This is a genomic window from Acinetobacter guillouiae (genome assembly GCF_002370525.2).
GTDB lineage: Bacteria > Pseudomonadota > Gammaproteobacteria > Pseudomonadales > Moraxellaceae > Acinetobacter > Acinetobacter guillouiae.
On sequence record NZ_AP014630.1, the window covers coordinates 1,760,748 to 1,774,308 of the forward strand.

The window sequence follows — 13,561 nt, forward strand, 5'->3', positions numbered from 1 at the left end:
GTCGCTTTGGCGGCTTAGACATGTTATCAATGGATATGCTATTTTCAAAAATACCCGCTTCAAAAGTATACGCATTTAAAATACAAGGTGAACTCGAATGGAAAAGATTGTCATCGTCGCTGCTGGTCGTACTGCAATGGGAAGTTTTCAAGGCAGTTTTGCAAGCTTATCTGCACCAGATTTGGGTGCAGTCGTCATTGAAAAAGTTGTTGAACAAGCCAATGTGCCTGTTGCTGATATTGATGAAGTAATTATGGGCTGTGTATTACCTGCGGGTTTAAAACAAGGTCCAGCACGTCAAGCGATGCGAAAAGCGGGTTTACCAGATCATGTTGGCGCAACCACAATCAATAAAGTCTGTGGTTCTGGGATGAAAGCTGCAATGCAAGCCAGCGATGCCATTAAAGCAGGAAGTGCCAAAATTATTGTCGTCGGTGGGATGGAGTCTATGACCAATGCACCGTATTTATTGCCTAAAGCACGTTCAGGTTATCGGATGGGGCATGGTCAAGTGATTGATCATATGTTTCTTGATGGTTTGGAAGATGCGGGTACAGGGCGTGCAATGGGAAGTTTTGCACAGGAAATGGCGGATAAAAAGGGCTATAGCCGTGAGCAAATGGATGAGTTTGCAATTCGCTCACTGACACGTGCAAAAAAAGCGATTGCAGAAGGTTATTTTAAAGACGAAATCACGCCTGTTAAAGTGGCGTTACGTCAGGGTGAGATCACTGTAGATGTGGACGAAAATCCTGAAAATGCCAAGATTGATAAAATCCCAAGCTTAAAACCTGCATTTGCTAAAGACGGTACGATCACTGCTGCAAACTCTAGTTCAATCAGTGATGGTGCATCTGCACTACTGATCACGTCGGCGTCAGAAGCACAAAAGCGTGGCTTGACTGTATTGGCTGAAATCAAAGGCTATACAACCAATTCCCAACATCCTGAAGAGTTTACCATTGCACCTGTGGGAGCAATTGAAAAATTACTGAAAAATCTCGGTTGGTCCGTAGACGATGTTGATCTTTGGGAAATTAACGAAGCTTTTGCCATGGTCACTATGGCTGCAATTGATGCATTTAAACTTGATCCTGAAAAAGTCAATATTAATGGCGGTGCTTGCGCACTCGGGCATCCACTGGGTTCATCAGGTTCACGAATCATTGTGACCTTGATCCATGCTTTAAAACGCTTAGGTAAAACCAAAGGGATCGCAACACTTTGTATTGGTGGTGGTGAAGCAACAGCACTTGCAGTTGAATTAAGCGCGTAATTTATTGTTTATCGTAATAAATAGCTAAATAGTTTGTGATTCAAAATTAAAAAAGCCGGTCGTTTCAATACTGCCGGCTTTTTGCTGTTCTTTGTCATGTGAGTTTATATATAGTCAACTTGTCAAAAAATCAAACCCAATAAATGAATATTTTTAATTAAATCAATTATATGACGAGATAAATTGTTTGATTATAAAAAGTTTGCAATGCTCCACCTTACATTCAAAGTTTCAATACCTTTGTGTAGGCGATGCCTCACTTTTCGTAGTGGATGCCAAACCTTGCGCTGCAAACAAAGCAGTGCTTTGTTTTTGCTTATGTTGGGCGGGGGGACGTCCTGTACCCCCGTATTCCCACACACAAGGGGCGACATCCATGTCACCCCACGGTAGGACAACCATTTATGATTCAAAAGCACAAGGCTTTATCATTAAATCTTACCATTTATGACTATAAGTCACTTTCAATGTTGCACCTGATGCCAGCAGGTGGCTGGTGTTATTACTGGTACGGAGAAGTTGGCTGTATAATGGATAATATTTACGGTTAAACATATTTTCTAAGCCAATCGTAACGGTATCTTTTTTGTTTAGGGCAAAACTACTGATTAAATCTGCAGTGGTATATGACTTCACATCATAACGACCAAAACTGTTGACACCGTTTAAGCGATAATCTTCTGAAGCAAAATATGTCGCTTGTAAACGATTTGTCCATGTGTCTGTTGGGCTATAAGAAATGTATCCTGTTACTTTTAATGGTGGGATACGATAACCCGTCATGTCTTGTTCTTTATTGCTGTTCTGTGGCGTTTCACGGCCTTTCATCCATGTAACACTTCCTCCAGTTCCCCATACTTTTGCATCATCAAGATAATCAAGAGTCGCTTCTACACCAGTCACTTTTTCTTTGGTACGTGTCAGTATCAAGCCATTGTTAAAGGATTGAACACCACCCAGATCTGAAGTTGACTGGAACACCGCTAAGCTTGAGCTAAAATTATTAAAATGACCATTCCACCCTAGCTCGTAATTATCCACCTTAACCGGTTCAAGGAATGATGATGCTAAGTTAAATCCTTCTGTTGCATTACGGATCACCACCCCTACATCGGGCAATTGAAAACCTTGATTAAAAGATGCGTAAATCGAGTGCTGATCTGTTGGCTTAAAGGTGACATTGGCATTATATAACCATGCATCGGCCGTCACTTTACCACCCTTAACGGTATAAGGCTTTGGTTTACCTAATTGTGATAATGGAACAAAGCTATCAATTTTTGCATAACTGTCCTCATAACGCGTACCAACTTCAGCAGACCATTGTTCATTAAAATTATGTTTTAATTGCGCAAAACCACCGATGCTTTGGGTGGTTAATTCAGGTAAATAGATCAGTTTTCCATTTTTAACAAATTCTAAGCCACCAGATTGGTCATAAATTGTAGGATCAAACGTATCTAGAGGCATTTCGCTTTTTTCACGACTAAAATCGCCACCCCAAACAATCGACGTATCACCTAAAAATTCTAGTGGGGTGTTTACGGTTAGGCGACTGCCAAGAACATTATTGTTTTGATAAACCTGATCGACTTTTCCACCACGGGTACTGACTTTACGGGCATCAAATGGCGAGAAGCGAGTAAAAAAGTCTCGGTAATAGATTTGCGCGTCAACTTTGCTGCCAAATAAATCTTTATTGTTATAGGTCAAATTGTAGATTTGATTTTCATTTTTATTCTGGTCTTTTAATTTAAGTCCTTTAATTGCTTTTGCTGGTACGCTACCTGCAGGAAGATTTGCCACACTTGTGTCAGAGGCATAGTCAGAGTCTTGTTCAGCATTATAGTAATTTGCTGCAAATTGTAGATATTGGTTATCGTCAATGTGATAGCCAAGTTTACCGCCTACGCTATATGCATCCGCATCAAACAGATCCCCTTGACTTGGTTCTGGTGCTACACGATCACCTCGAGCATCGTATGGGCTACCAATACGTTGATAGCCAAAATCAAATGCATAGTCAAAGTTATTTAAGCTTCCAGAAAAATATTGATGAATATCTCCACTTAAAGCATCTGTACGAAAGTTGGTCAAAGCGCTTTGTAGCCCAATCACAGTTTTTGCAGTCGGTTCACCGCCTGCAGCTTTGGTGGTGATTGAAATCGTTCCGCCAGCAGCACCACTTCCATAAATCGCATTACTGCCACGAATGACTTCTATCCCTGTAATACTTTGAGGGTCGATTGATGAAAGACCTCTTGATGTATCACGTGTCAAATTCATAGGTACACCGTCAACCAAGATCAAGGCATTACGTCCGCGTAAAGTTTGCCCATAATCAGTAATTGTACGACTTGAGTCTGATAAACCTGGCACAACTTTGGCTAAAACAGTCGCGATATTTCCAGAAGACGCATTTTTTAGAAATTCAATTTGTTTTTCATCTAATTTGGTCACTTGTTTTGCAGAAGAGGAGAATTCATCTGAGCGTGATGCGCTGACAGTAATGGTTGGAAGCACTGCGGCTTTGTTTTCTGTATCTGTAGCCTCTGTGGGTGAAATAGCAAAAGAGGATTGCGATAAAAAGATGAACCCACCAATTGATATAAGTGGAATGATTTTTTTTACATCAGACTTCTTATTAAAAATTTTGTTGCTTTTCATCTTGCTTCCTTTTATCTCACCCTGAGATTGCTTTAAATTGACGAAAGTATAATTGAGAATGATTGTAATTCACAGTAACAAATAAACAAACAATAAAACATTTATATTCAGCTTAAATTTAATTGAATGGAATAGCTGATACACCACTCAAGGTTTAGAGATCTATACAATTTCTTTATATGAATCAATATGAAACTGATGTGCTCGACGGGTAATACTGCGATCATCACCGAGCACAAAAAGTTTTACAGACTGGTGCTTCCACAATGCAATATCTTCAGGCTGGCGCGGAATTGCGCAGAAATATTTACCCTGTTGTTGAGTTTTGCTATATATCTCTTGGATCTTTGCTTGAACTTGCGGATGGCGCGTTTCCCAAGGAACGCCTATAGACTGAGAAAGATCTGCCGCACCTTCAAGAATAATATCGATCCCATCAATAGCTAAAATTTCATCGATATTTGCTACACCAGCTAAACTTTCAATCATTGCGACGACAACTGTTTCTTTGTGTGCGTGTTGCACAAAATCCGTTAAGCTCTGCATGCCATAGCGATTTAACCGAGTTGAATTTAAGCCCCTTTGTCCTAGGGGCATGTAGTGGCAATAATTCACAGCTTCTTGGGCTTGTTGTGCATTTTCTATACGTGGTAATACAATTCCAGTCACGCCAGCATCGAGTAAAGGTAAGATCAAGTGATTGGCGGTTAAGGGAACTCGAACCAATACATCAAGCTGCATGGCTCTAGCGGCTAAAATCATGCTTTCAACTTGGGATGAACTAAATAAAGTATGTTCCAAGTCAATAATAATAAAGTCATAACCAGCCAGCCCCAATTGCTCCACATGAATTGGCGAGGCAATAGAACAGAATATGCCATACAGTGACTCACCATTTTCCATGCGTTTTTTAAAGGGAACTGAAGTTTTATTCATATTCAATTTCCTTAATTAAACTCAACGGATTTGGGGTGGTTTGTACTCTTAATCGGATTTCTGGTAGGAAGCGACGACTTGCAAGTTGTTCAATATCGATGGTGTCATCTGTAAAGTTAAATAATTCATATCTTTGTGCAAATTCTGGATGCTTTTCTTTATGTTGATTGATGATCGATCTTAACATTGTCCAAAATTTGATTTCATCAAAATCATAATGCGTGTTTAAAAATATGGCCAATTCCGCTAGATTGACAAACCAAAGTGCATCTTGGGTAAAATCTCTTAACTCATTTGCTGCGTGTGTTTCTAAAAAAGAATTCGGGTTAATTTTGGCATGTTCTTTAGGCGCGTCTTGTAACTCGGGTAATAGCTCTGGATTTCTTAACAAATGACGACTAAAGCGAATACCATCATGGAAATCTTTTAGAGCAGCTTTAACAGGTAGACCATCTTTGTGAATTAACACCATATTTTGTGCATGAGATTCCAATGCTAAGCCGTGACACCATAAAATATGCATAATTGGCAGGTAGGCATTTTTTAATAACTTCTCTAACCAAAACTCGATCCCGTATTGTCTGATCCAGTGGTCTATCAGCGGTTTTTGGTCAGTATCAAGTTGCATCAGACCTGTAACCGGAGTTGCTGATTCACCTTCATTGAGATAATGATAAATACTTTCACGCCAAATACAGGCCAGTGCGCCATATTGAACAGCTAAGGCGATCGGCTGATTGATAGAAAGCCCAGCAATCTCTCTTAAAATAACAGGTTTACGTTGTTTTTCTAAAATATGGTCTTGCTCAACGATTTTATACAGCCAGTCACTCATTTTTGCAGCATTTTGCACAGTATGTGGTGCTAAAACACGTGAGGTCGACGTGTTAACTAAATTCATCGCTAATTTTAGTGATAACGCTGAAATATCCGTGATGTTTGATAATGTTCGGATTGATTGTTGCGGTAAATAAGTAGGTCCAGCGATTTTCAATGGAATGATCAGTTGATTGCTGATTGCATCTTGATAATACAATTCAATAATTTTATCCCATTGCCAAGGATGAATGGGGCTAAGAATATAATCATTGAAATCAACTTGATGCGCTGTCAATTCCTCACGGATTGCGTGAAGGTCTTTGTCTGAAAAATGCTGTTTATACAGTTGATTTAAGTTGATCGTTTCACTCAAAACCAATTTGCATAAGCTTTTATGAGTAGCAGCCCATTGTACAGAGAATCCTTGTGATAATTCAGGTGAGTATTTTTGATTTTCCTTAAGATCAAAGCCTATTCTAGATTTAAAACTTGGATGATAGAGATGTGCGTTGTTTATACGGGCTTCTTGCTCAATATATGACAGTGTTCTTAATGGTTGGTTGGGTGATAGACCCAGTGTTTGTGCATGTTTGACATAGGTAAGATTGAGCTCATCATTAAAGCTTTGCCATTTGATTGGATCTGCATCAATGATATGTTTTAAATCAGCCAATAATGCTTTTAAATTTGGACTGCTTGATGACTTTTGAACGGCATCATAACGGACTAAACTCGATGGATTTAATTTAATTCGGTTAAAACTAAAATGTTGTTTAGCGTCGCAGCTATAAAAAAGATCATCTGAAATAAAGAATTTAATTTGCCCATTTGATTTTTCGTAGTTAAAGGCATTTTCAAAGATTAATGCTTCTAATAATTGCCCGATGACACGTCTTTCCGCTTGGACTTTATAATCAACTTGTTGCGTAGCTTGAAGTGGGGTCAGTGTTTGAGCGCCTCTGTATTTATAAATCGGATTTTCAATATCAATCCAAATCGGGTTACCACCACTGTGATATAAGGTGTTCATCATATTTGCCTTAATAGGTAAAGTGAGAGAGTTAAGCAAAAGGTTGCAGTAGTGCTGTGCTTTATCTGAGAAGTTTTCATCGATCAGGGTTTGTCTGGTGGTTTGCCAAAGTTCACTTTCTTCAATAATGCTTACTCTTGATATCGCACTAATCAGATGCGCAATATGATTGATGACTAAATAATATTGCAGAAAAATCCATGCATCCTTTTGAGAAAACCAAACAGTGCTATCTTCAGAGACTGAGGAATGATCATTGAGCATCTCAGAAACCACACTAATCCCTTCCATATCACGAATAATCAGTCGAGCAGGGAAGCCTTGTTTAAATTCCATCAAACTGTTTTGCATATGGGCTTCAACACTAATCCCTTTATTTGCATATAATTCAATCAGTGGAACCAAGGAAACTTGAATATATTGTTTCCACCAATCAGCAAGAAAGGCTTTTGATTGACTATTTGGAAGTCCTTGGGCTTGTGCGGCCTGATCAATAAACGCCATTAAGGGGATCTGATGATGCTCATTTTCTTCGACTAAACCACCTAGCATTCGAGTATTTTCAAGCGTTTCTGTCGCTAATCCTGCGCGATATATAATGCCAAAAGAACTTTCTAACTCAGGGATTTTGACAGTTTTGGCTGTAAGCTCTGGAAGAATGAGCATATTTTTATAGTGTTGATTGATCTGATGCTTAAGAATAATTTTACTGGCATCAATCGCTCTTTCCATTTCATCCATAGGGTTGTTACGAATAAAACTGGTAATACGCACATCAATGGAGAGTTTTAAAAAAATATTGGATTGCGGTAACCAAACGGTTCGTACTGAAGATGTAGGCCAAACGGTTTGTCCTAAAGCACCTAAATATCGAACCTCATGATTTTCTAAATAGCGTTTTAAGGAAGGATGTAGGAGTAAAAAGTTTGCTTGCCACGGATGTGTAGGCAAAAGTTCATAATTTTCGAAGTCATCTTTGAGGCGCTGTCGTGCATGCTTCAAAACGTCTTCTTCAATCAGTTGATCAACATTGTTATCGCTGACAAGTTTTTGGATTAAGGATGAATGCACTGCGAAGTAGTGTAACTGAAACGTCGCGCCTAGCTCTGGGCTATACTTTTTCATATCCTCTTTAGAAAAGCCTAGATTGGCTTTTGAGGTCACATGAAATGGATGTCCATATAACATGCCTTGTTCAGCAGATTGAAAACTAGAGGCCAGTTTAGGTTTTAATTGATCTTTGCTGTTTTCTAAAAAGAATTTGGTATTTTCGATACTGTTTGCGATTTCTGCATAGAGATTCTGATTTTGCTTTTTATCTTTAAATCGCTGATTTAACTTTAACTCATCGGTTATCATTTTAACCAACACTTTAGGATCAGTCAGACTTGTGACAGTCTTATCTACAGTATTGAATACACAAAAAGAGCGCTGGTAACGATGATAACCTGTGCTTGAGAAATGCTGTATCGCACCATAGATGATTGAGTTAGATGCAGTAAATGGATATGAAAAATAGGGTGAATTATTTGCGTCATGTATTGCTAAAGGTGAATCCTGTTCTGAGAGAATATGCTGTTCGAGTTGAACTTGAAGTTCACGAAAAAAAGTATTCAAGTATTGTTCAAAAAGCTTGTAAGACCATGCATCGGTGGTAATGATCGGGTTCATTCTTGTACCTCTTCTAAAATTGTATTGGTTAAAAATTTGTTTAAAGTCACGATTAATCCAGCACCAATAAAAAATAAGGCGGTGCAAATTAACGCGGCAGTGATATTGAAAAATGAGTATGTGAGGGTGACCGCAATCGGCCCAAACAGTTGACCGAGAACAAAGGCACTATTTGAAATACCAATCACTTTTCCTTGATTTCTTGCATCTGTTTTTAAAGAAATCGTATGAAAAATAGAGGGAATAAGCGCAGCGAAACAGAAACCTTGTATAAGTCTTAAGAGCAGCACTAACCAAATATTAGTGGTCCATGTCAAAGCCAGAACCGTGATTCCACAGATCAGCGTTGCACTGACAAAATTATGAAATGAATCGCCTCTCGCATCGTTACGTTTCCCCCAATAGGTTGCAGCAAAAAATGCAGCGCCCCATGAAAGTGCGTGGATTGTTCCTGTTAAACTCGCAATAGATAAGGGGGTAGTTATATTTCGACTGATTTCACTGATATATAAGATAAAACAGGACACTAAACCGAACCCGCCAGCTTGGACAAAGGTTCCCGCACTGAGCCAAGAAAAAATTGTTCGATCAAGGGATTGCAATGTTGATGGTTTTTTATTGAGTTCAGTGACAGATGTCTGTACAGGTTGGCTCAATAAAATGGCAGCAACTAAGATTAAAACGATGACAATATATGCTGTGGCATTGAGTAAGGTTTCAACTTTCCAATGATCCATAAATATGCCCCCGAGTACCGGACCACATAGACAGGCCAGTGCGACACTGCTTTGGAGCTGTCCAAAAGCAAGACCTCTTTGTCGCTCGCTAGACAAGTAAGAGGTATAGGCATAAAGAATCACGGATAGACCGCAAAATCCTAATAGAATACGGGCAAAAATAAACACAAATAGATGCTGTGCTCCCGCCATTAAAAGTATAGAAATACAGAAACCAGCCAAGGAAAGTATCAGTGCTTTTTTATGCCCAAATGTATCTGATAGATGACCAATAAGGGGGGCTGTAAATAGACTCCCTAGAGCTGGTGCTGATAGCGCTATACCTGCCCAAATGGCGGGTGTTGCCATTTGCGCTGTCAATTTTTCCATATATAACGGCATGATCGGTATTAAGACCATCAGGCCAAAAGTTGAAAAAAATTGACACAGTAAAATAATCAAATGATCTAGGCGAGAGGAACGCATGATTTAGATATCCATGGTCTCATAGCTAGATTGAAATAAAGCATGGTAGGGATTTGACGTCATACCAATTTTACTTGGCATCCCTGTTGAATCACCTTGTTGTGCTAATAAAGGGGTGAGTAATTGTTTGAATGGCCAATGGCTACTTTCAAAAACATATTTTTGAATACAGTTTTTCGATTGTTCAGAAAGCGCGGCAGTTTCTATAAAGTTGACAATAATCGCTTGGATCATTTCCCAGAAATCAATTTCAGTATGATCGGTATATTTCAATGTTGCTAATGCGATAGGGTATAGGTTGATTTGTATCCCGAGGGTTATAAAATAATTAAATAAATCCTCATTTTTATTAAAGATAAGATTGTTTGGTGTACTTGTATCAATTTTATAGATTGGCGGAACAAAACCACTGTCCTGAATCGCAGGGGTGCATATTCTTAAGGTGTCATGGTCACGCAGAATAAAGCATTTAAATTGATTGTCTTGGTAACATACAAGAGTGTTTTGACCATGACACTCAGGCATAACACCAAAAGACCACAGTGTGAGAAAAGTGTGAATAAAATGGGTACTCAAATCTTTAAGTAAGTTCCATTTGTCACCTGTTATACCTAAAGCTTGCCATGGATCAATATAAGGACAACTTAAAGCAGACATGCTAATTGGTGCTATATTTTTTTCTTGGCAAAAATGAGGTAAATGCCTCACTTGACAGCCGATAACACCTAAATTCTGTACCAGCGGTTCTTGTTTTCCCAAGACCCACCAATGGGTTTCATTGCTTAAAAAGAGCTGATGTCTTAATGATGGTGTTTTGTCGATGACATCATTGAGAAAATCATATGCCGCATGACCGTTGGCTAAATATCGAGCAGGCATAGAGCGAATAGCACCCAAAGTTTTGGCATTGGTCGAGAGCTTTAAGTGCTGATTTGAATTTAAGTGATTGATTAAAGTTCGTAGCGAGGATGTTGGGCAACCAATTGCAGTGGCGAGGCCGAGGTCAATCCCTAGATATTTGTTTTCTTGAAATCTTAAATAGTCATGCTGTGTTTTAAGTACAGGTATTGCAAGGTATTCATTTGAGAGAGCCTGCATTTTTTCAATAATAAGATTTTTTTCCTCAGCAGAGAGAGCCAGTTCATCATGTGGAATGGATTCCATATTATTTATGACATCTGCTTTTTTAAATGCCCACCAATACACTTCAATTTCTTTTTGAGTAATGAGTGGACTGAGTTCACCTTTTGCATGTGCAAATGGATGAAATGCACGGTCAGCGACAAGCGAAAGTTGTTCACTCATTATGAGTGGCGAAGAAAAAGAAAGTGCGGATTGTAAGATTTGAGGAATTTTTTCAGCAGTAACTAAATTATCATGCCAATACGCAATGGCCTTTTGGTGGTTGATTGATGGCCACCATGAGGATTGAGTTAAATAATTGAAAACGTCAGCAATCGCGATCTCAGTGGTCTGTTGACTCAACGTGTTATGAAGTAAAACTTCTGCATTTGTGATATAGAAAGGATTTACACTATTTACTTTTAAGCAGTTGAAATATAGTTCCAACTCACTACTCAGATGTATTACAAGATAAGGCTTTTTATAGACAATATGGTTTCTGAACTCACCATAATTTTCCATATAGAGCGCATCTATAGTTTTCTGAAGTTGTGTTGTGTAAATCCGATCTAACATGTGCATTGTTCCTATAATTATAAAAGTGGCAAAACTGTGCCAATATTTTGTTTTTGTGCAGCATTGAAAAACCATTTCGCACAAACAATATCGTCGATCGCCATACCCATTGGGTTGAGTAAAATGATTTCATCATCATTTTCACGGCCATTTTTATGCCCAATAATGATGTCACCTAGTTCAGCATGTAGTTTTTCACGGCTAAATAAACCTTCTTCAACCAGCACATTGATGACTTTCTTTTCTCTATTGGATTGATCCCAGTCATCCACAATCACTTTGTCAACTTTGAGGAAAACTTCTGGTTCAATATCCATGATTGAGATATTTGAAACGAAGCAACCTTTTTTAAGCCATTCAAACGGGATATAAGGTTTGTCAGATACTGTGCAAGTGATTAATACATCTGCTTGTTGGATCGCCGACTTGGCAGTTTCATGAATTTCGATTTGAAGATTTGGATATTCGCCAATAAATAATGCTTTAAGTTTTTCTGCAGCTTCTGGGTTTAGATCAAATAAATGTATTTTTTTAACTTGTGGATATTGTTCTAAGACCGTTTTGATTTGCATTTGGGCAATCGGACCACAACCAATCACGCTGATATCTGAGAAGTCTTTTTTGGCGAGATATTGAATTGATACACCAGTAATTGCCGCTGTTCTCATCGCACTAATTAAACTGCCTTCCATGATTGCCACGGGGTAATTTGTTTCAGCGTCATTTAAAACAATTAAGGCACTGGCACGAGGAATATTAAATTTCTTAGGATTATGTTGGCGAGAACCAATCCATTTGATCCCTGCAATAGGATCATTTCCAGCCAAATAACACGGCATGGCAATAATTCGGTCTGCAATATGGTCCGCACCTTGCCAACGTAAATAGGGTTTTAAGGGTTGTACAAACTGTTTATTTGCGTGAAGTGTGAGGCCTTCAGTAATTGCTTCGATAAACGAATTACTGTGATTTGCACCAAGATGGAGTAAATCTGATTGACTAAGGTAACGAAGGCTAGCCAAATTACTCATAAATATTTCCTAAAAAGTGGAGTTAAACAACGGATTGCAAATTAAAATTTTCTTGATTGAGATGATTTTTATTGAAATGTCTTCTCTTGATCATTTCGAACCATTCTTCGTCATAAACTAAATCTAAATAACGATCGCCTCTATCTGCTAAAAGGGTTAAAACGCATGATCCAGACGGGATGGTCGGGATAAGTTTTTTTATTGCTGAAATAGATGAGCCGCTAGATCCACCCGCAAAAATGCCTTCATGCTCGAGGAGTTCTCGGCAACCTAAAGCTGACTCATAATCATCAACATAGATGACATCATCTATTTCATCTGGGGAGAGTAGGGCAGGAACGGTACTTGCGCCGATACCCGGAATTTCACGTGGGCCTGAGTGACCACCAAAGAGAACAGAACCGACGATATCGACTGCAATAACTTTTAAATGTGGGAATTTTTCTTTTAAGCGACGAGATACGCCCATGATTGTTCCAGAAGTACTTGCACCAACAACCAAGTAATCAATACTGCGATCGATTTGATTTATGATCTCTTCCGCTTCACCATAATAGTGGCTTTTCCAATTGTTGGGATTTGCATATTGGTTGATCCAAACAGCATTGGGCAATTGGCGGCAAAGTCGTTGTACTGTATCGATTCTTGTTTTTAAATAACCGCCGTTTTGATCTTTTTCAGAGACCATTTCGATATTGGCTTTATAGAGCTTCAACATTTGTAAGTTGGCTGAAGCAATTTTGGGGTCAATCACGGCAGTGAATTTTAGGCCGTAAATTTTGCATGCCATAGCAAGTGCAATTGCTAGATTTCCCGATGAACTTTCAACAATGTGGCTATCTTTATGAATGAGGCCAGATTTAAGCCCCTCTTGTAACATATACAATGCAGGTCGATCTTTGATACTTCCACCTGGATTGAGTAACTCCATTTTTGCGACAACGGTGATGGATTGATCGGTAAACATCCTTGAGAGTCTGATTAAAGGAGTTTTACCTATGCAATCGAGAATATTGTTATGGATCATCGTTAGAATTCTCTGGTTTTATCTGTTGCAAATGATAATCATTATTGGTTTTGTTATTATTAAAATTTACGTGAAATTTGTTGTGTTTTGTAATTTTATTGAAGAGTAAACTGTGAGAGTAAGTAATGATATTGTTTTATAAGTTTTTGATAAATATGGTTTATATTTAATTATTGGCTTAAATTATAGTGAGATTAGATGACC

At 38.6% G+C, this 13,561-nt stretch carries 8 protein-coding genes; 1 reads left to right on the forward strand and 7 read right to left on the reverse strand.

What is annotated here, in order from left to right; all coding sequences use genetic code 11:
* The first annotated feature begins 97 nt into the window (after positions 1 to 97).
* Positions 98 to 1,276, forward strand: coding sequence for a thiolase family protein (locus AS4_RS08055; protein WP_096733812.1), 1,179 nt, complete (start codon positions 98 to 100; stop codon positions 1,274 to 1,276).
* Positions 1,277 to 1,714: 438 nt separating this feature from the next.
* Here AS4_RS08055 and AS4_RS08060 read toward each other — a convergent pair whose 3' ends face one another.
* The 7 genes from AS4_RS08060 to sbnA all read right to left on the reverse strand — a co-directional run bounded on the left by AS4_RS08060 (position 1,715) and on the right by sbnA (position 13,357).
* Entirely contained in the window at positions 1,715 to 3,943 is a 2,229-nt protein-coding gene (locus tag AS4_RS08060) for a TonB-dependent receptor (RefSeq protein WP_096733813.1), read from the reverse strand.
* 162 nt (positions 3,944 to 4,105) lie between these two features.
* Entirely contained in the window at positions 4,106 to 4,879 is a 774-nt protein-coding gene (locus AS4_RS08065) for an HpcH/HpaI aldolase family protein (RefSeq protein WP_096733814.1), read from the reverse strand.
* On the reverse strand, positions 4,872 to 8,399 hold the full coding sequence (locus tag AS4_RS08070; RefSeq protein ID WP_096733815.1) for an IucA/IucC family protein: 3,528 nt from the start codon (positions 8,397 to 8,399) through the stop codon (positions 4,872 to 4,874). Before AS4_RS08070 ends, AS4_RS08065 begins: the two co-directional genes overlap by 8 nt.
* Positions 8,396 to 9,601 carry an MFS transporter gene (locus AS4_RS08075; RefSeq protein ID WP_096733816.1) on the reverse strand — a complete coding sequence of 402 codons (1,206 nt, stop codon included), beginning with the start codon at positions 9,599 to 9,601 and terminating at the stop codon, positions 8,396 to 8,398. The genes AS4_RS08070 and AS4_RS08075 overlap by 4 nt, the downstream gene beginning before the upstream one ends.
* Before the next feature lie 3 nt (positions 9,602 to 9,604).
* Positions 9,605 to 11,245 (reverse strand): IucA/IucC family protein, encoded by a 1,641-nt coding sequence (locus AS4_RS08080; RefSeq protein WP_096735497.1) that lies wholly within the window; start codon positions 11,243 to 11,245, stop codon positions 9,605 to 9,607.
* Positions 11,246 to 11,316: 71 nt separating this feature from the next.
* Positions 11,317 to 12,330 carry a 2,3-diaminopropionate biosynthesis protein SbnB gene (sbnB, locus tag AS4_RS08085; RefSeq protein WP_004820581.1) on the reverse strand — a complete coding sequence of 338 codons (1,014 nt, stop codon included), beginning with the start codon at positions 12,328 to 12,330 and terminating at the stop codon, positions 11,317 to 11,319.
* 22 nt (positions 12,331 to 12,352) lie between these two features.
* The gene (gene sbnA / locus AS4_RS08090; RefSeq protein WP_056513005.1) at positions 12,353 to 13,357 is read right to left on the reverse strand and encodes a 2,3-diaminopropionate biosynthesis protein SbnA; all 1,005 of its coding nucleotides are present in this window, start codon (positions 13,355 to 13,357) and stop codon (positions 12,353 to 12,355) included.
* Positions 13,358 to 13,561: the final 204 nt, after the last annotated feature.

Excerpts from the sequence above, each read along its gene's own strand:
- AS4_RS08060 (WP_096733813.1), bottom strand. The coding sequence starts at position 3,943 with ATGAAAAGCAACAAAATTTTTAATAAGAAGTCTGATGTAAAAAAAATC.
- AS4_RS08065 (WP_096733814.1), bottom strand. The coding sequence starts at position 4,879 with ATGAATAAAACTTCAGTTCCCTTTAAAAAACGCATGGAAAATGGTGAG.
- sbnA (WP_056513005.1), bottom strand. The coding sequence starts at position 13,357 with ATGATCCATAACAATATTCTCGATTGCATAGGTAAAACTCCTTTAATC.
- AS4_RS08075 (WP_096733816.1), bottom strand. The coding sequence starts at position 9,601 with ATGCGTTCCTCTCGCCTAGATCATTTGATTATTTTACTGTGTCAATTT.
- AS4_RS08080 (WP_096735497.1), bottom strand. The coding sequence starts at position 11,245 with ATGGAAAATTATGGTGAGTTCAGAAACCATATTGTCTATAAAAAGCCT.
- AS4_RS08055 (WP_096733812.1), top strand. The coding sequence starts at position 98 with ATGGAAAAGATTGTCATCGTCGCTGCTGGTCGTACTGCAATGGGAAGT.
- sbnB (WP_004820581.1), bottom strand. The coding sequence starts at position 12,330 with ATGAGTAATTTGGCTAGCCTTCGTTACCTTAGTCAATCAGATTTACTC.
- AS4_RS08070 (WP_096733815.1), bottom strand. The coding sequence starts at position 8,399 with ATGAACCCGATCATTACCACCGATGCATGGTCTTACAAGCTTTTTGAA.